The organism is Mycoplasmatota bacterium (assembly GCA_018394295.1).
GTDB lineage: Bacteria > Bacillota_I > Bacilli_A > Haloplasmatales > Haloplasmataceae > JAENYC01.
Genome location: CP074573.1, coordinates 3,084,940 through 3,102,958, shown reverse-complemented (window position 1 = coordinate 3,102,958; position 18,019 = coordinate 3,084,940). Strand labels below are relative to the sequence as shown.

The following is an 18,019-nucleotide window of genomic DNA, read 5'->3' as shown; positions in this document are numbered from 1 at the left end:
TCAGATACTAAAAAAACAATTGTATATTTATACTAAATAACCAACAAAATCAATCTTTCGACATAGATAATAATATACAAAAGGAAAAATTTGATTATGTTTAGATTTACTAGCTACTAATTCATCCTCAATAATTAACAAATGAAGTTAATGATGAAACATTGTTTATTAATAAACTTATAATCAATAACCTATAAAAAAAGAATATATCAAAATTTAAGATACATTCTTCATTATATATAAGTTTCAATAGTCAACTTTACATAAATATAATCCTTGTGGTTCTGCAGTATATCGCGCTTTAGCACGATCTTTATGCCCAAACAAATAGTTAATAACATCAATATCTTTTTTACCTAATCCTATTTCAATGATAGTTCCCATCATAATCCGAATCTGATAACGTAAAAATCCATTTCCTATAAAAACAAATTCTAACTCCTTATCTTTAACATTTATCTGTGTTTCATAAATCGTTCTTACTTTATTTTTATTAACATGTTGACCGGATGAAAAGCTCGTAAAATCATGCGTCCCTTCAAAAAGTTTTAACGCTTGTTTCATTTTATTAACATCTATTGTTCGATTAATAAAACACACATATCCACTTCTAATCGGATTATATTCATCTAAGGAAATATAATAACGATATTCTTTTCTTTTAGCACTAAATCGAGCATGAAAATCTTCGGTAACTATTTCAACCTCTTTAATATAAATATCTTTAGGTAAAATGGAATTAATGGCTCTTTTCCAATTCTGATTTTTAATATCTAATTCAGTATCAAAATGAAATACTTGCCCCAATGCATGAACAAAAGCGTCTGTCCGACCAGCTGAATGAATTGTTATCGGGTATTTATGAATTATTTTTAATGCTTTTTCAATTTCAGCTTGAACGGTTCTCTCTTTTATTTGTCGCTGATATCCTGAAAACCTACAACCATCATAAGAGACAATACATTTAATTCGATACGACATAGTTTCACTTCCATTTATCCAAAATATATAAAATAACTCACTAATATAAGAAAACTTGAGACATACAATGTATCTCTAAGGTGCCATTTGAGTTCTCTAAAACTTGTTCTTTTCTTACCTGGTACATACCCTCTTGCTTCCATCGCATTGGCTAAATCCTCAGCCCGTTTAAAGGAAATAATAAACATTGGAATAAGGAGAGAAATGATTTGAATTATTTTATCTTTTATATTTCCTTCTGTAAAATCAGCTCCTCGTGAGGTCTGTGCTTTTAAGATTTTCTGTGTTTCTTCTAATAAAGTTGGAATAAAACGTAAAGCAATAGAAATCATTAAAGCTAATTCTGAAACTGGTAATTTTATTATTTTTAGTGGACCTAAAACACGTTCTATTGCTAATGTTAAATCAGTAGGTTTCGTTGTAAAAGTTAGTAAAGATGAAAATGAAATAATTAAAACTAATCGTAATATAATAAACCCACTAGTCATCACAGCGTTTTTATATACTATCCAATTAAATGTCCACGTTATTTGTTCACTTTTGTAGAAATACACAATTAAGATGTTTATGATTATGAATATGAGTGTCGAAAATTTAATAATTTTCCCGGAAATATACTTATCAATTTTTTTAATTATTCTTAATATGATTAACAAAATAATTATAATTCCATAAATTCCAACAATAATTTTATTGAGTGAAATACGTAATGGTGGAAATGGATCCCCTGTTTTATAAAAAAACAAGTTCAAAAAGAACGTTAACAACATTAAGAAAAATATGGGTTTTATACTACGTATAAAAAACTTCAATGAAACTCCACTAGTTAATATTATAAATAAAGTAAAGACAAATGCTCCTAAGTATGTAACCCAGTTATTCGCTAAAAAGATAACTACAATAAAAAACGTAGACATCACCAATTTAGCACGTGGGTCTAATCGGTAATACCATGAATCCCCATATAAATATTGACCTAATTTTATATTATCTAACATGAGGTTCACCACCTATTGCTTCCACAATTGCTTGGGATAATTCATCAACTGTTTTAATCTTTTTATCTAAAGTTATCCCTAATTTATTTTCAATATGATAAATCATCTTTGTAATATCTGGAAAATCAAGTTGATATTTTGTTAATAAATCTTTTTGTGAAAACAACTCCATTGGCTTCCCATCAAAAACTAACTTCCCATGGTCCATAACAATGACCCTTTTAGCATATTGGGCTACATAATTCATATCATGTGTAATTAAGATAATTGTTTTTTGATGGTTTTCATAAAGATTATTAAACATCTCCATCATTTCTTTTTGACCTGATGGGTCTAAACCTGCCGTTGGTTCATCTAGGACTAAGACTTGAGGGTCCATTGCTAAAATCCCTGCTATCGCCACACGTCTCATTTGACCACCACTTAGATTTAGTGGAGAACGAGTTAAAAACTCATCATCAAGACCAACTAAATTAATCACTTCATGTGCTTTTTTTGATGCTTCATCTTTTGATACACCAAAATTCATCGGTCCAAACATGATATCTTTTTCTACTGTTTCTTCAAATAATTGATATTCAGGAAATTGAAATACTAGTCCAACTCTTTTTCTTATTGAATTAATGCCTTTATTTTTCTTGCCACCAATTACTTTTTTATCAAATATATTAATGGTACCACTATTAGGTAGTAATAAAGCATTCATATGTTGAATAAGGGTTGATTTACCTGAACCTGTATGACCAATGACGGCAACATAACTACCTAATTCAATATTTAAATCAATATCAATTAATGCAGCATGTTCTCTTACAGAACCTTCAGCATATCTAAAATTTACTTTTTCAAATTGTATTCCCATAATGAATTCACCAAATCTTCCTCTTTAACATATAGCTTGTCAAAGATATCATAATCTTTAAGTTTATTTGAAAGCTTGACAGTCATGGGGATATCTAATCCACAATCTTTCATCAATGCTTCATCTTGTAAAATGTCTTCAGGTAGTCCAGAAGCCACCACTTGCCCATTCTTCATAACAATAATTCGATCGGCAAGCATTGCTTCATTAATGTCATGCGTTATTGATACAATGGTTTTTTCACCATCAGTTTTCAATTCTTTAATAAGTGAAACAATATCATCTCTACCTTGTGGATCTAACATTGAAGTTGATTCATCAAGAAATAATACTTTTGAATCTAGTGCAAGTGCCCCGGCGATTGCCACACGTTGTTTCTGTCCTCCAGATAACATATGAGGTTCAGATGATAAAAAATCTTGCATTTTTACTTTCTTAATAAATTTATCGATTCTATTTTTCATTTCTTTACGACTTATTTGTTGGTTTTCCATCCCAAATGCGATATCGTCTAACACGGTAGACCCAACAAATTGATTGTCTGGATTTTGGAATACTATTCCAATATCTCTTCTTATATCATAAACGGTATCTTCACTTAATACTTTATCGTTTACTTCAACTGTCCCTTTTAAAGGAACTAATAAACCGATAATTAATTTCGATAACGTAGATTTTCCAGACCCATTATGGCCTAATATACAAACCCACTCACGTTCATAAATTTCCAATGATAATTTATTAATTGCTAAATTTTTATTATCATAACTAAAGTATAGATCATTAACTTTAATAATTGGATGATTCATAATGTTTCCTCCTAAGTAATGGCGTCAAAATCTGAAACTGAATTTTCTCCTTCAATAACTACTTTTAAATGATGTGGTAGACAAATAATAGGAACTCCAGGCATACGAACAAAACCTTGTCTAACATCATCTTTATTTGGACAATCAGCATCTATTACTTCTACACCATTATCGTGTATATAAATTAAATTATAACCATAATCGTTATTTATTGTAATTTTTTTATCTACTGAATTCGTTAATTTAACAGAATGCACTAGTTTTCTATCTATATATACATTAACATATCTTTCATTTCCAATATTACTTAAATATAGTTTATACCCAATACCGATTATCATCATAATAATAATCGCCACAAGACCAATATATAAATCCCCTTTTTTCATTAAATCACCTCTTTTTCATTACAGCATATCCATTATATCAAATTTTTCTCTATAATAACACTGTCAATTGTTTCATTAAATAAAAAAATAATTTTTTATTTCCTTACTTAATCAAATAATTTAAAAATAGAGGACAAGTGATAAAAAAGTTATCACATGTCCCCATCTTTTTGTTATTCTACAAATTCAATAATAGTCATAGGAGCAGCATCACCTTGACGTGTTCCTACTTTTAATATTCTTGTATATCCACCATTGCGTTCTTTGAAGCGTGGTGCAATATCAGAGAATAATTTTTGAATTGCATCTTGTGTCTCGTTTGCTTCTTTTCTACGTACATATGCTGCTACTTGACGACGTGCATGTAAATCACCACGTTTACCTAAAGTAATCATTTTCTCAGCAATAGAACGAACTTCCTTTGCACGAGTTTCCGTGGTTGTAATACGTTCATTAATGATTAAATCTGTCACTAAATTTCGTAACATATGTTTACGATGATCACTTCTTCGACCTAATTTACGATATCCTCTAGCCATCGTACTCTGGTCCTCCTTTCAAAATTTATGTGAAATTCGGAAAATGATTAATTGCGACGTAATGAAAGTCCTAATTCATTTAATTTATCTTTAACTTCTTTTAATGATTTACGACCTAAATTACGTACTTTCATCATATCTTCTTCAGTTTGATTTGCTAATTCTTGAACAGTGTTAATACCAGCACGTTTTAAACAATTGTATGAACGAACTGATAAATCTAAGTCTTCAATACTCATTTCTAAGATTTTATTTTTGCTGTCTTCTTCACTTTCAATCATGAATTCAGCCATTTTTGCACGATCATTTAATTCAACAAACACATTTAAGTGTTCAATTAAAATTTTTGACGATAAGGCGATTGCTTCTTGGGGTTCTATGCTACCATTAGTGTAAACTTCGATTATCAATTTATCATAATCAGCATCTTGACCAACACGTGTTTTCTCAACCTCATACTGAACTCGCTCAATAGGGGTATAAATAGAATCAATAGCAATTTGCCCTATTTCTTGATTGAACTTCTTATTTTCATTTGAACTTACATATCCACTACCTCGACGGGCAATCAAGGTCATATCTAGTTTACCACCTTTTGAAAGTGTAGCAATATGTAATTTAGGGTTAATAATCGTTACTTGTTCATCATGTTCAATATCTGCAGCTGTTACAACACCTTCACCATTTGCATGGATTTCTAAAACTTTCTCAATATAATCGTCATCAGAATCGATATGTAGAATTAATTTTTTTAAATTTAAAATAATAGTTGTTGCATCTTCAACAACGCCAGTGATAGCACTAAATTCGTGTTGTACACCTTCAATTTTAATTGTTGTTACAGCAGAACCTGGTAATGAAGATAATAAAATTCTTCTTAATGCATTTCCTAAAGTAATTCCATATCCTCTTTCTAATGGTTCAATAACAAACTTGCCATAATATTTATCTCTAGCATATTCTTCGATTCCAACATTAGGTTTCTCAAATCGTAACATAATAGCATTAGCCCTCCTTATTTATGTTTTCCCCTAGATTTTCTATCAACAGTTCCTGATATAGATTATCCACGAGGACGTTTTGGAGGACGACATCCGTTATGAGGAACAGGTGTAACGTCCTTAATAGATGTAATATCTAATCCTGCAGTTTGCAACGCTCTGATAGCTGCTTCACGCCCTGGTCCAGGACCTTTTACAGATACTTCAACTCTTTGCATACCTTGCTCCATTGCAGCTTTAGCAGCAGCTTCAGAAGTCATTTGAGCAGCGAACGGAGTAGATTTACGAGACCCTTTAAATCCTAATGCACCAGCACTGCTCCATGCAATAGCATTTCCTCTTTCGTCTGTAAGAGTAACAATTGTATTATTATAAGTCGAATGAATATGTGCTACCCCAACTGGAATATCTTTTTTCACACGACGCTTACGTACTTGTTTAGCCATTTTTTAACCTCCTTCGCTATTACTTAGTAGCTTTTTTCTTGTTAGCAACAGTACGTGATGGACCTTTTCTAGTACGAGCATTCGTTTTAGAGCGTTGTCCACGTACTGGTAATGATCTACGATGACGTAATCCACGGTAGCTACCGATTTCCATTAAACGTTTAATATTTAATGATACTTCACGTCGTAGGTCACCTTCAACTTTATAATTCTCAACTGAACGACGAATACGGTTTAATTCATCTTCTGTTAAATCGCGTACACGTGTATCTTCTGATACATTGGCTTCTTTTAAAATTTGTTCAGCTCTTGATCTCCCAATCCCGAATATGTAAGTCAATGAAATTACAATTCGTTTTTCACGTGGGATATCTATACCTGCGATACGTGCCATTAACCGCACCTCCTAAATTTTTATCCTTGTTTTTGTTTATGTTTTGGGTTTTCGCATATAACCATTACTTTACCTTTACGGCGAATAACTTTACATTTATCACAAATAGGTTTTACAGATGGTCTTACTTTCATTATTTAAAAACCTCCTTATCTTTTGGGAGCTTATAGTTACTTATGTCTATAAGTGATACGGCCACGTGTTAAATCATACGGTGACAATTCTACTGTCACTTTATCTCCTGGTAAAATGCGTATGTAATTCATGCGGATTTTACCAGAAACGTGCGCCAAAATCTTGTGACCATTTTCTAATTCAACTCTGAACATTGCATTAGGTAATGTTTCAACCACAACAGCTTCAACTTCAATAACATCTTGTTTAGCCATAGTTAACTCCTCCTTAAACACATTAAACCTGTGTTAAAATTTCGTAACCATTATCTGTTATAACTATCGTATGCTCAAAATGAGCACATAGTTTTTTATCAGCTGTAACTACAGTCCAATTATCGGGTAAGACTCTGACGAATCTTTTACCTTGATTTACCATAGGTTCTATGGCCAATGCCATACCTTTTTTCAACAATGGTCCACGATTTGGATGGCCAAAATTAGGAATAGGTGGGTCTTCATGAAGTTCTTGTCCTATTCCATGGCCGACATATTCTTCAACAATTGAAAATCCATTATTTTCAACATGTTTTTGAATAGCATGAGATATATCAAATAGTCTGTTACCCGGTTTAGCTTTTTTCAAACCTTCATATAACGAATTTTCTGTAACAGTCAATAATTTTCTTGCACTTTCTGATACTTTACCAACAGGAAAACTCCAAGCAGAGTCTCCATGATATCCATTATATTCAGCACCGATATCAATTGAAATAATGTCACCATCTTTTAATTTTTTTGATCCTGGAATTCCATGAACAAGCTCCTCATTTACAGAAGCACATATACTTCCAGGAAAACCATTATAACCTTTAAAACTAGGAATAGCATGATTAGATCTGATTACTTCCTCAGCAATTATGTCTAATTCTTTTGTAGTAATCCCTGGTTTTATATGCTTTTTTAACTCTGCATGGGTTAGGGCAACTATACGACCTGCTTGTCGCATAATTTCTATTTCGCGTTGAGTTTTGCATATAATCATTATTTTAATCCTCCAAGTGTCGTTTTAATATCACTAAACACTTCATTGATATCTTGCTCTCCATTAATATTAAATAAATTTCCTTTAGCACTATAATAATCTAATAAAGGTTTCGTTTGATTATTGTATACTGCTAAACGATTTTCTACTGTCTCCTTATTATCATCTTTACGTTGAAATAACGTTCCACCACATTTATCACAAACATCTGGTACTTTTGGAGAATTAAAAGATAAGTGGTAAGTAGCACCACAATCTTTACAAATTCTTCGACCGGTTAATCTATCTAAAAGCAATGAATGATTGACAATAATATTCAGCACAGCATCAACTCGCATATTTAAATCAAATAACATTTCATCTAAGTTAACTGCTTGTGCAACTGTTCTAGGATAACCATCAAGTAAAAATCCAGATTTACAATCATCTTTTGTAAGACGCTCACGAACAATCCCATTAGTTACATCATCTGGGACTAATAATCCTTGGTCTAGATAATCTTTAGCTTTTTTACCTAATGCTGTTCCCTCTTTAATTGCTTGACGAAACATGTCTCCTGTAGATATATGAGGAATTTGATATTCAGCAATAATTTTTTCCGCCTGAGTGCCTTTTCCAGCACCAGGAGGACCCATAATTAACATTTTCATATCAATCCATACCTCTTGACTTTTTTATTTAATGAAACCACTATATTTTTGGGCTTTTGATTTTGTTTCAATTTGTTTAAATAATTCTTGTGCAACACCAACTACAATTAGTAAACTTGTTCCACCGATTCTTACTGAACCTGGAAGGTCTGTAAATATTGAGAATAAAATTGGTAAGATTGCAACAATCATCAAATAAGTAGAACCGATTACGGTTGTTCTAAATAAAACTCCAGAAACAAAGTTTTCTGTTTCTTTACCAGGTCTAACCCCAGGTATATAAGAACCTTGTTTTCTTAAATTCTCAGCTACCTTTTCTGGACTAACTTGTACGAAAGCATAGAAAAATGAGAATAAGAAAATTAATAATACATATAATGTAAATCCAATCGGTTGATTATAGTTAAACAAATTTTGTAATGTATTTTTTAAATTCATATTCGTAGTAAACGATGCTATAGTTAACGGTAAACTTAATAATGATGAGGCAAAAATTACTGGAATAACACCAGATGGATTCAATTTGATTGGTAAATGTGAATCTTTTTTACCTTTAAGTGTTGCAGAATTTGCTCTATTTGCATATTGAATCGGTATTTTACGTGTAGCATTTTGCATAAAAATGATTGCGATAACAATTATAATCATTACAAGAATAACTAATAAAAATATTAATGCTTGTTTTGGATCTGTAACCATTACCCATTCTTTAATTGTTTTATTATATTGATTTGCTGTTGCATTAAATCCCACAATATATTTTTTAAATAAATCACTAATCATGTATGGGAAACTTGCTACGATACCAGCCATAATAATCATAGATGTACCATTACCAATTCCCTTAGCGGTAATTTGGTCAGCTAGCCATAAAACTGCAGCAGTACCTGCTGTCATAACTAAAGCAATATAAGTATACATAAGAGGGGTAACATTAAATGGTTCTAAAAGGGTTCCATGATATAATTTATCAAATCCAATAGACATCGCTAAAGCTTGAATAAATGCTAATACTAAAGCAGAATAGCGTGTTACTAACTTAATTTTATGTTTACCAGTTTCTCCCTCTTTAGACCATTCAGACAATACTGGAACAATATCCATTTGAAGTAACTGAATTACAATCGAAGCGGTAATGTATGGGCTAACCCCTAAAGCAACGATTGAAAAACGTTTTAATGCTCCTCCTGAAAGTGCATTAGCAAATCCTAATAAACTTGTCTCTTCCAAGTTTTTTAATACACTTGGATCTGACAATGGAATTGGTATAAACGTCATTAATTTAAAGATTAAAAACGCAAACAATGTGAAGAAGATACGTTTTCTAAGGTCTTTATTTTTAAAAGCTTGTACTAATGCTTTAAACACATTAGATCACCTCAACTTTTCCACCAATGGCAGTTATTTTTTCTTCAGCAGAAGCAGTAAATTTTGTTGCTTTTACTGTAAGTTTCTTAGTAAGTTCACCACTTCCTAATACTTTAATACCTAACTTCCCTTTTTGAACTTTTGTTAATTCTGCATTTGTAATTATTTTATTTTGATTTAAGAATTCTGGTGTAATTACAGATTCTTCATCAAAACGACTTAATAAGTCTAAATTTATTAAAACAAATTTTTTCGTAGTAAAATTAGTAAATCCACGTTTTGGTAAACGTCTGAATAATGTTGTTTGTCCACCTTCAAATCCTGGGCGAACACCACCACCTGAACGTGCATTTTGACCTTTGTGACCTTTACCAGCAGTTTTTCCTAAACCTGAACCAGTACCACGTCCAAGACGTTTTTTAGATTTACGGAAAATGACTTTTTCGCCATTTTCGTTATATCCTAATTGATGTAATTTCACGGCGAGACACCTCCTTGTTATTTTTCTTCTACTTTAACTAAAGATGAAACCTTATTAATCATTCCACGAATTGTAGGTGTATCTTGTTTCACGACTGAACTATTTACCTTAGTAAGTCCTAAAGATTCAGCGTTTTTACGTACATCAGGTCTTGCTCCAATCAAACTTTTAACTAAAGTAATTTTAATATTGTTAGCCATTTGGAGATTCCCTCCTTATCCTAAAATTTCCTGTACAGATTTTCCTCTTAACGCAGCTACATCTTCAGCAGTGCGTAATTCTTTTAACCCTTCAATAGTTGCACGAACCACATTAATAGCTGAACGTGAACCTAAACATTTTGATAATATATCTTTAACACCTGCTAACTCTAGTACAGCACGAACTGGTCCACCAGCGATAACTCCGGTACCGGCTCCAGCAGGTTTTAATAAGATGTTTCCTGAACCATAAATTCCATTAACTGCATGAGGGATTGTAGTATTTATGATAGGTACACTAATTAAGTTCTTTTTAGCATCTTCAATTGCTTTTTTGATTGCATCAGGAACTTCATTAGCTTTACCAGTACCAAATCCAACATGACCATTTTTATCCCCAACAACTACTAAAGCAGCAAAACGCATACGACGTCCACCTTTAACTACTTTTGTTACACGGTTGATTGAAACAACACGCTCTTCAAGTTGTAAATTGCTAGGATCTATAAATTGATGCATTGAGTTTCCCTCCTTCTATTAAAATTCAAGTCCTGCTTCACGAGCAGCTTCTGCCATAGCTTTAACACGTCCATGGTATAAATACCCAGCGCGGTCAAAAATTATTTTTTTAACATCTTTTTCTTGCGCTCTTTCTGCAATTAATTTTCCAATTAATTTTGCAGCTTCAATATTTCCACCATTTTTTACATTCAATTCTTTTTCTTTTGTTGATGCACTAACTAATGTTACTTGTTTTGTATCATCAATTAATTGTGCTTCAATGTGTCTAGCTGAACGGAACACATTCAAACGAGGCATGTTAGGAGTTCCTGAGATTTTTTGACGAATACGTAAATGTCTTTTTTTACGAGTTTCGTTACGTGATGGTTTATTAATCATGAATTAAGCCACTCCTTTCTTACTATTTTGCAGTTTTACCTTCTTTAATTCTAACATGCTCACCTTTGTAACGAATACCTTTACCTAAGTAAGGCTCTGGAGCACGTAACTTACGAATATTAGCGGCGAATTCACCAACTAATTGCTTATCGCAACCTTTAATAATAATGATAGTATTTTTGGGAACTTCTACAGTAATCCCTTCAGGAATTTCAACATTTTCTGGATGTGATTTACCTAAAGCAAGATTTAAGATATTCCCCTTTAAAGTAGCACGGTACCCAACACCTTTAATTTCTAATTCTTTTGTGAAACCTTTAGTTACCCCTTCAATCATATTATTAATGATTGCTCGAGTAGTACCATGAAGTGCTCTTTTTTCTCTTGAATCAGAGTCACGAGAAATAACTAATTCATTTTCTTGTCTATCTATTTTAATGATATTTTTAAACTGAAACGATAATTGTCCTTTTGGTCCTTTAACTGAAACAAGATTGTTAGTATCAATATTTACTTCAACCTCATTTGGAACCACGATAGGTTTTTTACCAATACGAGACATTGCACAGCGCACCTCCTGTCCGATTATTTTTTATTACCATATGTAAGCTAATACTTCTCCACCGATTTGTTTTTGACGTGCTACTCTATCTGTCATAATACCTTCCGAAGTAGAAATAACGGCTATACCTAAACCATTTAAAACTTTAGGAAGTTCATCTGTTTTAGCGTACACACGTAGTCCTGGTTTTGAAATTCGCTTTAAGCCTTTAATAACACGTTCATTTTTAACATACTTTAAATAAACACGTAAAATACCTTGTTTATCATCTTCAATATACTCAACATCATTGATATACCCTTCAAATTTTAAAACTTCTAACATTTGAAGTTTAATTCTTGAAGCAGGCATTTCAACAACCTCATGACGCATTTGACTGGCATTTCTGATACGAGTTAACATATCTGCAACTGGATCTGTCATAACCATTTTTAATTTCCTCCTTCCCATTAAATGAGAATTTATAATTAAATGAGAATTTATAATTTATAATTTTAGTTAAATAATAATTTATATAAAAAGATTACCAACTTGATTTTTTAACACCTGGAATTTGTCCTTTGTAAGCTAAATCACGGAAACAAATTCTGCATAACTTAAATTTACGCATTACTGAATGTGGACGACCACATCTTTCACAACGAGTGTATTCACGCACACCAAACTTTTGTTTTCTATGTGCTTTAATGATTAAAGATTTTTTAGCCATTACCTTACGCCTCCTTTTTACTTTTTGAATGGCATACCGAGTTGGCCTAATAATTCGCGGCATTCTTCATCAGTGTTAGCAGTTGTTACAATAACTATGTCCATACCACGAACTTTATTTACTTTATCGTAATCGATTTCAGGGAATATAAGTTGTTCTTTAACTCCTAATGTGTAGTTTCCACGACCATCAAAAGCAGATTTTGAAACTCCATTAAAGTCACGAACACGTGGTAATGAAATTGATATTAATTTATCTAAAAAGTCAAACATGCGTGCGCCACGTAAAGTTACCTTACATCCAATAGACATACCTTCACGTAATTTAAAACTAGCAATTGATTTTTTTGCTTTTGTTATGATTGGTTTTTGACCTGTGATGATTGTTAAATCATTGACAGCATCATCTAACACTTTTGAATTAGTAATAGCGTCACCAACACCCATGTTAACAACAATTTTATCTATTTTTGGTACTTGCATTACTGAAGTATAACCAAACTTTTTTGATAATGCAGGTATTACTTCATTTTTGTATTGTTCATACAAACGATTCATTTAGGTTGAACCTCCCTTCAAAGTTTGTTTTTACTTTCTAAAGTTATCCTTGTTCGGATTATCTAATATTTCACCTGATGCGTTTTTACCAACAGTATAGCGAACTTTTACCAATTTTCCTGCTTTATTTTCAACAAATTTATGCCCTATTCTAACTGGTTTTTTAGTAACAGGGTCAAGAACTTGCACATTAGAAGCATGAATTGGCGCTTCAAATTCAACAATACCACCTTGTTGGTTCGCTTGATTAGGTTTTGTATGTTTCTTTACGATATTTTTTCCTTCAACAATGACTTTGTTTTCTTTAGGAAACACATGTAGTACAGTACCTTGTCTTTTTGTCACATCTAAAGCAGAACTACCTTTTCCTGCGATAATTTGAACTTTGTCACCTTTTTTTATATGCATTCTGATTGCACCTCCTAGTTTAAGGTATTCTTATAAAACTTCTGGAGCTAAAGAAACAATACGCATGAAATCATGATTACGTAATTCTCTCGCTACAGGTCCAAAAATACGAGTACCTCTAGGCGATTTATCATCACGTATAATTACAGCGGCATTATCATCAAATTTAATTAAGGTACCATTTGGTCTATTAACTCCATATTTTGTTCTTACGATGACTGCTTTAACAATTTCACCTTTTTTTACCACACTACCTGGTGTAGCTTCTTTAACAGTCGCGATGACTACGTCACCGATATTTCCAAACTTGCGTCTTGATCCACCCACAACTCTTATTACTAATATTTCTCGTGCACCTGTGTTGTCAGCAACACCCAAGCGTGTTTCTTGTTGAATCATGATTTGGACCTCCTTTCAGTTTTCCAAAATCTATACAAATTAAATCTTAATAGCTTTTTCAATAATTTCAACTAAACGGAAATGTTTAGTGCTTGATAATGGGCGAGTCTCCTCAATTCTAACTTTGTCACCCATTTCAGCCATGTTTTGTTCATCATGTGCAGCATATTTCTTTGAATGTTTAACACGTTTATTATAAAGAGGATGTTTTTTATATGTTTCAACAAGAACAGAAATAGTTTTATCTCCTTTGTCTGAAACAACTTTACCAATTAATTGTTTACGTCCTTTACGGTCTTTATTTTCCACGAATAAGAACCTCCTCTCAGCTAGTTGTTAAGTTCTCGTTCACGAATGATTGTTTTCATTCGTGCGATATCTTTTTTTACTTGTTTGATACGAGCTGTATTTTCTAATTGCCCTGTTGCTAATTGAAATCTCAAGTTAAATAGTTCACTTTTTAACTCATCAATTTTAGTTAGTAAATCGGCAGTGGAATTATTTCTGATTTCATTAGCTTTCATGACTATCACCACCACTTTCACGGATAACGAATTTTGTTTTAACAGGCAATTTATGAGAAGCTAAACGAAATGCTTCACGAGCAATTTCTTCAGTTACGCCTGCAATTTCAAACATTATTCTACCTTCTTGAACAACAGCTACCCACTCTTCAGGAGCACCTTTACCAGAACCCATACGAACTTCTAAAGGTTTTTTGGTTTTTGCCATATGAGGGAAAATTCGAATCCAAACTTTACCATCACGTTTCATATAACGAGTCATCGCAATACGAGCTGATTCAATCTGGCGGCTATTAATCCAAGAACCAGTTACAGCTTGCATACCATACTCACCAAATGCAACAGTTGTACCTGAAGTTGCTTTTCCTTCGTATTTCACTCTATGTGGACGACGGTATTTTGTACGTTTAGGCATTAACATAGTCTATTTTCCCTCCTTACTGTTATTATAAGGTTTTCTTGAACGAGGTTGATTTCCACGTCCATTTCTATCTCTTTGATCTTTATTTCTTGCATTTCTTTTATTATATTTAGGATTTCTACCTTGGTTTCTTGCTTCAGCATCACTAGTTTTACCAGGTAAGATTTCACCTTTGTAAATCCAAACTTTAACACCTAGTTTACCATAAGTAGTTGAAGCTTCTGCCCATGCGTAATCGATGTCAGCACGTAATGTATGTAAAGGAACATTACCTTCACTATATCCTTCAGAACGAGCCATCTCAGCGCCACCTAAGCGACCTGAAACTAATGTTTTACATCCTTTAGCACCCGATCTTAAAACACGTGAAATCGCACTTTTTTGAGCTCTACGGAAAGATGCACGGTTTTCTAATTGATCTGCAATGCTTTGAGCAACTAGTTGAGCATCTAACTCAGGTCTTTTAATCTCAATAATGCTAATGAAAATTGTTTTTTCAGTTACTTTTTGTAATTCTTTAACAGCAACATCTTTTACTGAACCTTCACGTCCAATAACCATACCAGGTTTAGCTGTATAAATTGTAATTTTGATTCTATTTTTAGAACGCTCAATTTCGATTCTAGAAACTGATGCATTTTTATAGTAATTTTGTAAATATTTACGAATTTTTATATCTTCATGTAATAGGTCCGCATAATCTTTTTCAGCATACCAACGTGATTCCCAATCGCGGTTAATACCTATTCGTAAACCAACTGGACTAACTTTTTGACCCACGGTTCGTCCCTCCTTTTCCGATTATTTTTCTGCCACTACTATTGTAATGTGGCTAGTTCTTTTATTGATTAATCCTGCACGTCCTTTTGCGCGAGGACGGAAACGTTTTAATGTAGGTCCTGCATTTACATAAGCTTCTTTTATATATAGACCATCAACGTCCATATTATAATTATGTTCAGCGTTAGCAATCGCAGATTTTAATACTTTTTCAATAACAATTGTAGATCTTTTGTCTGTATGTTTTAAGATCGCAAAAGCATCTCCTACTTGTTTTCCTCGAATCAAATCTATAACTAAACGAACTTTACGAGGAGCTATACGAATTGTTTTTGCTATGGCTTTAGCTTCCATTTCTTAATCCTCCTCTCAATTATTTTCTAGCTTTTTTATCATCTTTATCATGTCCATAATAAGTACGTGTAGGAGCAAATTCACCTAGTTTATGTCCTACCATGTCTTCAGTTATATATACTGGTACATGCTTACGACCATCATGAACACCGATTGTATACCCAATAAATTGTGGGAAAATTGTTGAACGTCGAGACCAAGTCTGAATAACTTTTTTTTGCCCTGATTCGTTTAATTTCATAATTTTTTTCATTAAATGATCATCACAAAAAGGTCCTTTTTTAAGAGATCGTCCCATTAAAAGTTCCTCCTTTCGCCTCTTAAATTAATTATTTTTTATCATTTTTACGTCGTACGATTAACTTACTTGAAGCTTTCTTACGATTACGTGTCTTTAATCCAAGAGCAGGTTTCCCCCATGGAGTCATAGGAGATGGTAATCCGACAGATTGTCTTCCTTCTCCACCACCGTGTGGATGGTCATTTGGATTCATGACAGATCCACGCACTGTAGGTCTTTTACCTAACCAACGAGTACGCCCAGCTTTTCCGATTCTCACTAAACTGTGGAATTCATTTCCAACTTCACCGATAGTAGCACGGCAAGTATTTAAAATTTTTCTATCTTCACCAGATGGTAAACGAACTAATACATAACGATCTTCACGTCCTAAAATTTGTGCTGAAGTTCCAGCAGAACGAATTAGTTGTCCACCTTTTCCTGGTTTTAATTCAATATTATGAATGATTGTTCCTACAGGGATATTTTTAAGTGGTAATGTGTTTGCAACTTTAATATCAACATTTTCACCTGATAAAATTCCCATACCAACTTTTAATCCTTTAGGAGCTAATATATAACGTTTTTCTCCGTCAGCATAATTAATTAATGCTATGTTAGCTGAACGGTTTGGATCATATTCAATCGTAGCAACACGTCCAGGAATATTATCCTTATTACGTTTAAAGTCAATGATACGATACTTACGTTTATGCCCGCCGCCTTGATGACGAACTGTTATTTTACCTTGATTATTACGTCCTGAATTCTTATTTAACGTTGTTAATAAAGATTTTTCAGGTTTATCTGTCGTAATAGTATCTTTGTACTCCATAACAGACATATTACGACGTCCATTAGTAGTACGTTTATAAACTTTAATTGGCATCTAACTTTCCTCCTGTTCTTATAAGGTTAGATATACTTCTTTATCCATTATACTTCGAATAATTCTATAGAGTTTCCAGCGACTAATTTAACAATTGCTTTTTTATATCCAGGTTTTAACCCTTCATATTTTCCAACTCTACGTCTTTTAGGTCTAACATTTGCAACATTAACCTTATCAACTTTAACATTGAAAAGTTCTTCAATTGCGTATTTAACTTCTGTTTTATTCGCTTTTTTATCAACAGCAAAAGTATATTTATTATCTTTCGCCATTAAATCTGAAGTTTTTTCAGTAATAATTGGGCGCTTAATGATATCTTTAGGATCTCTCATTACCCAAGCACCTCCTCAATTTTTCTTACAGCATCTTGTGTTAATAATACTTTATTAGCGTTTAATAAATCATAAACATTAACACTGTTTGCTGTAATCGTCATTACTCCTGGAATATTACGACCTGATAACATAACATTTACATTTTCTTCAGCTGTAACAACTAAAACTTTTTTATCAGCATTAAAACTATCTAAAACAGTTATCATTTCTTTTGTTTTTGGAGCATCAAAACTTAAAGAATCTAACACAACCATATTGTTTTCAAGTACGACTTGTGATAAAGCTGATTTTAAAGCTAATCTACGTACTTTTTTGTTTAATTTATAAGTATAAGTTCTTGGGATTGGACCAAATACAACTCCACCTCCACGCCATTGAGGGGCACGAGTTGAACCTTGTCTAGCACGACCAGTACCTTTTTGAGAATACGGTTTTCTTCCACCTCCACGTACTTCAGTACGTGTCTTTGCTTTATGAGTCCCTTGACGTTGGGCTACTCTTTGTTTTAACACCGCTTCAAATAGTACTTGCTCGTTTGGTTCAATTCCGAAAACTGTATCCGCCAATTGAATTTCTCCAACTTGTGTACCACTTTGATTAAATAATGCAACTTCTGGCATTG

General features: G+C 32.7%; 33 protein-coding genes. All 33 read right to left on the bottom strand.

Features of this window, described 5'->3' with window-relative positions; translation table 11 throughout:
* Positions 1 to 246: 246 nt before the first annotated feature.
* The gene (gene truA / locus KHQ81_14820; GenBank protein QVK18078.1) at positions 247 to 981 is read right to left on the bottom strand and encodes a tRNA pseudouridine(38-40) synthase TruA; all 735 of its coding nucleotides are present in this window, start codon (positions 979 to 981) and stop codon (positions 247 to 249) included.
* Between the two features lie 14 nt (positions 982 to 995).
* Positions 996 to 1,751, bottom strand: a complete 756-nt coding sequence (locus KHQ81_14815) for an energy-coupling factor transporter transmembrane protein EcfT (GenBank protein ID QVK19660.1) — start codon at positions 1,749 to 1,751, stop codon at positions 996 to 998.
* Between the two features lie 217 nt (positions 1,752 to 1,968).
* The gene (locus KHQ81_14810; protein ID QVK18077.1) at positions 1,969 to 2,841 is read right to left on the bottom strand and encodes an energy-coupling factor transporter ATPase; all 873 of its coding nucleotides are present in this window, start codon (positions 2,839 to 2,841) and stop codon (positions 1,969 to 1,971) included.
* Entirely contained in the window at positions 2,817 to 3,650 is an 834-nt protein-coding gene (locus KHQ81_14805) for an energy-coupling factor transporter ATPase (GenBank protein QVK18076.1), read from the bottom strand. Before KHQ81_14805 ends, KHQ81_14810 begins: the two co-directional genes overlap by 25 nt.
* An 11-nt stretch (positions 3,651 to 3,661) precedes the next feature.
* Positions 3,662 to 4,039 (bottom strand): NusG domain II-containing protein, encoded by a 378-nt coding sequence (locus tag KHQ81_14800; protein QVK18075.1) that lies wholly within the window; start codon positions 4,037 to 4,039, stop codon positions 3,662 to 3,664.
* A gap of 173 nt (positions 4,040 to 4,212) precedes the next feature.
* Positions 4,213 to 4,578: a 50S ribosomal protein L17 gene (gene rplQ, locus KHQ81_14795; GenBank protein QVK18074.1), complete on the bottom strand. Its 366-nt coding sequence runs from the start codon at positions 4,576 to 4,578 to the stop codon at positions 4,213 to 4,215.
* 47 nt (positions 4,579 to 4,625) lie between these two features.
* Positions 4,626 to 5,576 (bottom strand): DNA-directed RNA polymerase subunit alpha, encoded by a 951-nt coding sequence (locus KHQ81_14790; protein QVK18073.1) that lies wholly within the window; start codon positions 5,574 to 5,576, stop codon positions 4,626 to 4,628.
* Positions 5,577 to 5,641: 65 nt separating this feature from the next.
* Positions 5,642 to 6,025 carry a 30S ribosomal protein S11 gene (gene rpsK / locus KHQ81_14785; protein ID QVK18072.1) on the bottom strand — a complete coding sequence of 128 codons (384 nt, stop codon included), beginning with the start codon at positions 6,023 to 6,025 and terminating at the stop codon, positions 5,642 to 5,644.
* 19 nt (positions 6,026 to 6,044) lie between these two features.
* Complete coding sequence (gene rpsM / locus KHQ81_14780; protein ID QVK18071.1) at positions 6,045 to 6,419, bottom strand: 30S ribosomal protein S13; 375 nt, start codon at positions 6,417 to 6,419, stop codon at positions 6,045 to 6,047.
* Positions 6,420 to 6,439: 20 nt separating this feature from the next.
* A complete protein-coding gene (gene rpmJ / locus KHQ81_14775) occupies positions 6,440 to 6,553 on the bottom strand; it encodes a 50S ribosomal protein L36 (protein ID QVK18070.1) in 114 nt (37 codons plus the stop codon).
* A gap of 36 nt (positions 6,554 to 6,589) precedes the next feature.
* Positions 6,590 to 6,808, bottom strand: coding sequence for a translation initiation factor IF-1 (gene infA / locus KHQ81_14770; protein QVK18069.1), 219 nt, complete (start codon positions 6,806 to 6,808; stop codon positions 6,590 to 6,592).
* Positions 6,809 to 6,830: 22 nt separating this feature from the next.
* Entirely contained in the window at positions 6,831 to 7,577 is a 747-nt protein-coding gene (gene map, locus KHQ81_14765) for a type I methionyl aminopeptidase (protein ID QVK18068.1), read from the bottom strand.
* The gene (locus KHQ81_14760) at positions 7,577 to 8,227 is read right to left on the bottom strand and encodes an adenylate kinase (GenBank protein QVK18067.1); all 651 of its coding nucleotides are present in this window, start codon (positions 8,225 to 8,227) and stop codon (positions 7,577 to 7,579) included. The genes map and KHQ81_14760 overlap by 1 nt, the downstream gene beginning before the upstream one ends.
* 24 nt (positions 8,228 to 8,251) lie before the next feature.
* Positions 8,252 to 9,595 carry a preprotein translocase subunit SecY gene (gene secY, locus KHQ81_14755; GenBank protein QVK18066.1) on the bottom strand — a complete coding sequence of 448 codons (1,344 nt, stop codon included), beginning with the start codon at positions 9,593 to 9,595 and terminating at the stop codon, positions 8,252 to 8,254.
* Between the two features lies 1 nt (position 9,596).
* On the bottom strand, positions 9,597 to 10,076 hold the full coding sequence (gene rplO / locus KHQ81_14750) for a 50S ribosomal protein L15 (GenBank protein QVK18065.1): 480 nt from the start codon (positions 10,074 to 10,076) through the stop codon (positions 9,597 to 9,599).
* 17 nt (positions 10,077 to 10,093) lie between these two features.
* Positions 10,094 to 10,276 (bottom strand): 50S ribosomal protein L30, encoded by a 183-nt coding sequence (rpmD, locus tag KHQ81_14745; protein QVK18064.1) that lies wholly within the window; start codon positions 10,274 to 10,276, stop codon positions 10,094 to 10,096.
* Between the two features lie 15 nt (positions 10,277 to 10,291).
* Positions 10,292 to 10,795 (bottom strand): 30S ribosomal protein S5, encoded by a 504-nt coding sequence (rpsE, locus tag KHQ81_14740; protein QVK18063.1) that lies wholly within the window; start codon positions 10,793 to 10,795, stop codon positions 10,292 to 10,294.
* A gap of 18 nt (positions 10,796 to 10,813) precedes the next feature.
* A complete protein-coding gene (rplR, locus tag KHQ81_14735; GenBank protein ID QVK18062.1) occupies positions 10,814 to 11,176 on the bottom strand; it encodes a 50S ribosomal protein L18 in 363 nt (120 codons plus the stop codon).
* 22 nt (positions 11,177 to 11,198) lie between these two features.
* Positions 11,199 to 11,738, bottom strand: a complete 540-nt coding sequence (gene rplF / locus KHQ81_14730; protein QVK18061.1) for a 50S ribosomal protein L6 — start codon at positions 11,736 to 11,738, stop codon at positions 11,199 to 11,201.
* A gap of 33 nt (positions 11,739 to 11,771) precedes the next feature.
* On the bottom strand, positions 11,772 to 12,167 hold the full coding sequence (rpsH, locus tag KHQ81_14725) for a 30S ribosomal protein S8 (protein ID QVK18060.1): 396 nt from the start codon (positions 12,165 to 12,167) through the stop codon (positions 11,772 to 11,774).
* Between the two features lie 94 nt (positions 12,168 to 12,261).
* Positions 12,262 to 12,447 carry a type Z 30S ribosomal protein S14 gene (locus KHQ81_14720; GenBank protein ID QVK18059.1) on the bottom strand — a complete coding sequence of 62 codons (186 nt, stop codon included), beginning with the start codon at positions 12,445 to 12,447 and terminating at the stop codon, positions 12,262 to 12,264.
* A 17-nt stretch (positions 12,448 to 12,464) separates the two neighbouring features.
* Positions 12,465 to 13,004 carry a 50S ribosomal protein L5 gene (gene rplE / locus KHQ81_14715; GenBank protein QVK18058.1) on the bottom strand — a complete coding sequence of 180 codons (540 nt, stop codon included), beginning with the start codon at positions 13,002 to 13,004 and terminating at the stop codon, positions 12,465 to 12,467.
* A gap of 30 nt (positions 13,005 to 13,034) precedes the next feature.
* Entirely contained in the window at positions 13,035 to 13,412 is a 378-nt protein-coding gene (gene rplX, locus KHQ81_14710) for a 50S ribosomal protein L24 (GenBank protein QVK18057.1), read from the bottom strand.
* A 30-nt stretch (positions 13,413 to 13,442) separates the two neighbouring features.
* Positions 13,443 to 13,811 (bottom strand): 50S ribosomal protein L14, encoded by a 369-nt coding sequence (gene rplN, locus KHQ81_14705; protein QVK18056.1) that lies wholly within the window; start codon positions 13,809 to 13,811, stop codon positions 13,443 to 13,445.
* Between the two features lie 39 nt (positions 13,812 to 13,850).
* Entirely contained in the window at positions 13,851 to 14,120 is a 270-nt protein-coding gene (rpsQ, locus tag KHQ81_14700; protein QVK18055.1) for a 30S ribosomal protein S17, read from the bottom strand.
* Between the two features lie 20 nt (positions 14,121 to 14,140).
* Positions 14,141 to 14,335, bottom strand: a complete 195-nt coding sequence (gene rpmC, locus KHQ81_14695) for a 50S ribosomal protein L29 (protein QVK18054.1) — start codon at positions 14,333 to 14,335, stop codon at positions 14,141 to 14,143.
* A complete protein-coding gene (gene rplP, locus KHQ81_14690) occupies positions 14,325 to 14,756 on the bottom strand; it encodes a 50S ribosomal protein L16 (protein ID QVK18053.1) in 432 nt (143 codons plus the stop codon). Before rplP ends, rpmC begins: the two co-directional genes overlap by 11 nt.
* A 3-nt stretch (positions 14,757 to 14,759) precedes the next feature.
* Positions 14,760 to 15,536 carry a 30S ribosomal protein S3 gene (gene rpsC / locus KHQ81_14685; protein QVK18052.1) on the bottom strand — a complete coding sequence of 259 codons (777 nt, stop codon included), beginning with the start codon at positions 15,534 to 15,536 and terminating at the stop codon, positions 14,760 to 14,762.
* Between the two features lie 21 nt (positions 15,537 to 15,557).
* Positions 15,558 to 15,890, bottom strand: coding sequence for a 50S ribosomal protein L22 (gene rplV / locus KHQ81_14680; GenBank protein QVK18051.1), 333 nt, complete (start codon positions 15,888 to 15,890; stop codon positions 15,558 to 15,560).
* A 19-nt stretch (positions 15,891 to 15,909) separates the two neighbouring features.
* Entirely contained in the window at positions 15,910 to 16,188 is a 279-nt protein-coding gene (gene rpsS / locus KHQ81_14675; GenBank protein ID QVK18050.1) for a 30S ribosomal protein S19, read from the bottom strand.
* A 31-nt stretch (positions 16,189 to 16,219) separates the two neighbouring features.
* Positions 16,220 to 17,059 carry a 50S ribosomal protein L2 gene (gene rplB / locus KHQ81_14670; GenBank protein ID QVK18049.1) on the bottom strand — a complete coding sequence of 280 codons (840 nt, stop codon included), beginning with the start codon at positions 17,057 to 17,059 and terminating at the stop codon, positions 16,220 to 16,222.
* A 47-nt stretch (positions 17,060 to 17,106) separates the two neighbouring features.
* Positions 17,107 to 17,394 (bottom strand): 50S ribosomal protein L23, encoded by a 288-nt coding sequence (gene rplW, locus KHQ81_14665; protein ID QVK18048.1) that lies wholly within the window; start codon positions 17,392 to 17,394, stop codon positions 17,107 to 17,109.
* The gene (gene rplD, locus KHQ81_14660) at positions 17,394 to 18,017 is read right to left on the bottom strand and encodes a 50S ribosomal protein L4 (protein QVK18047.1); all 624 of its coding nucleotides are present in this window, start codon (positions 18,015 to 18,017) and stop codon (positions 17,394 to 17,396) included. The genes rplW and rplD overlap by 1 nt, the downstream gene beginning before the upstream one ends.
* Positions 18,018 to 18,019 lie beyond the last annotated feature (2 nt).

Coding starts and splice junctions, on each gene's coding strand:
- rpsM (QVK18071.1), bottom strand. CDS start 6,419: ATGGCACGTATCGCAGGTATAGATATCCCACGTGAAAAACGAATTGTA.
- rplR (QVK18062.1), bottom strand. CDS start 11,176: ATGATTAATAAACCATCACGTAACGAAACTCGTAAAAAAAGACATTTA.
- rplQ (QVK18074.1), bottom strand. CDS start 4,578: ATGGCTAGAGGATATCGTAAATTAGGTCGAAGAAGTGATCATCGTAAA.
- truA (QVK18078.1), bottom strand. CDS start 981: ATGTCGTATCGAATTAAATGTATTGTCTCTTATGATGGTTGTAGGTTT.
- rpsH (QVK18060.1), bottom strand. CDS start 12,167: ATGGTTATGACAGATCCAGTTGCAGATATGTTAACTCGTATCAGAAAT.
- rplX (QVK18057.1), bottom strand. CDS start 13,412: ATGCATATAAAAAAAGGTGACAAAGTTCAAATTATCGCAGGAAAAGGT.
- infA (QVK18069.1), bottom strand. CDS start 6,808: ATGGCTAAACAAGATGTTATTGAAGTTGAAGCTGTTGTGGTTGAAACA.
- rpmC (QVK18054.1), bottom strand. CDS start 14,335: ATGAAAGCTAATGAAATCAGAAATAATTCCACTGCCGATTTACTAACT.
- map (QVK18068.1), bottom strand. CDS start 7,577: ATGATTATATGCAAAACTCAACGCGAAATAGAAATTATGCGACAAGCA.
- rpsK (QVK18072.1), bottom strand. CDS start 6,025: ATGGCTAAACAAGTACGTAAGCGTCGTGTGAAAAAAGATATTCCAGTT.
- rpsS (QVK18050.1), bottom strand. CDS start 16,188: ATGGGACGATCTCTTAAAAAAGGACCTTTTTGTGATGATCATTTAATG.
- rplF (QVK18061.1), bottom strand. CDS start 11,738: ATGTCTCGTATTGGTAAAAAACCTATCGTGGTTCCAAATGAGGTTGAA.
- rplV (QVK18051.1), bottom strand. CDS start 15,890: ATGGAAGCTAAAGCCATAGCAAAAACAATTCGTATAGCTCCTCGTAAA.
- rpmJ (QVK18070.1), bottom strand. CDS start 6,553: ATGAAAGTAAGACCATCTGTAAAACCTATTTGTGATAAATGTAAAGTT.
- rplE (QVK18058.1), bottom strand. CDS start 13,004: ATGAATCGTTTGTATGAACAATACAAAAATGAAGTAATACCTGCATTA.
- rplN (QVK18056.1), bottom strand. CDS start 13,811: ATGATTCAACAAGAAACACGCTTGGGTGTTGCTGACAACACAGGTGCA.
- KHQ81_14800 (QVK18075.1), bottom strand. CDS start 4,039: ATGAAAAAAGGGGATTTATATATTGGTCTTGTGGCGATTATTATTATG.
- rplD (QVK18047.1), bottom strand. CDS start 18,017: ATGCCAGAAGTTGCATTATTTAATCAAAGTGGTACACAAGTTGGAGAA.
- rpmD (QVK18064.1), bottom strand. CDS start 10,276: ATGGCTAACAATATTAAAATTACTTTAGTTAAAAGTTTGATTGGAGCA.
- KHQ81_14815 (QVK19660.1), bottom strand. CDS start 1,751: ATGTTGTTAACGTTCTTTTTGAACTTGTTTTTTTATAAAACAGGGGAT.
- rplP (QVK18053.1), bottom strand. CDS start 14,756: ATGTTAATGCCTAAACGTACAAAATACCGTCGTCCACATAGAGTGAAA.
- KHQ81_14720 (QVK18059.1), bottom strand. CDS start 12,447: ATGGCTAAAAAATCTTTAATCATTAAAGCACATAGAAAACAAAAGTTT.
- KHQ81_14790 (QVK18073.1), bottom strand. CDS start 5,576: ATGTTACGATTTGAGAAACCTAATGTTGGAATCGAAGAATATGCTAGA.
- KHQ81_14760 (QVK18067.1), bottom strand. CDS start 8,227: ATGAAAATGTTAATTATGGGTCCTCCTGGTGCTGGAAAAGGCACTCAG.
- rpsE (QVK18063.1), bottom strand. CDS start 10,795: ATGCATCAATTTATAGATCCTAGCAATTTACAACTTGAAGAGCGTGTT.
- rplW (QVK18048.1), bottom strand. CDS start 17,394: ATGAGAGATCCTAAAGATATCATTAAGCGCCCAATTATTACTGAAAAA.
- KHQ81_14805 (QVK18076.1), bottom strand. CDS start 3,650: ATGAATCATCCAATTATTAAAGTTAATGATCTATACTTTAGTTATGAT.
- KHQ81_14810 (QVK18077.1), bottom strand. CDS start 2,841: ATGGGAATACAATTTGAAAAAGTAAATTTTAGATATGCTGAAGGTTCT.
- rplB (QVK18049.1), bottom strand. CDS start 17,059: ATGCCAATTAAAGTTTATAAACGTACTACTAATGGACGTCGTAATATG.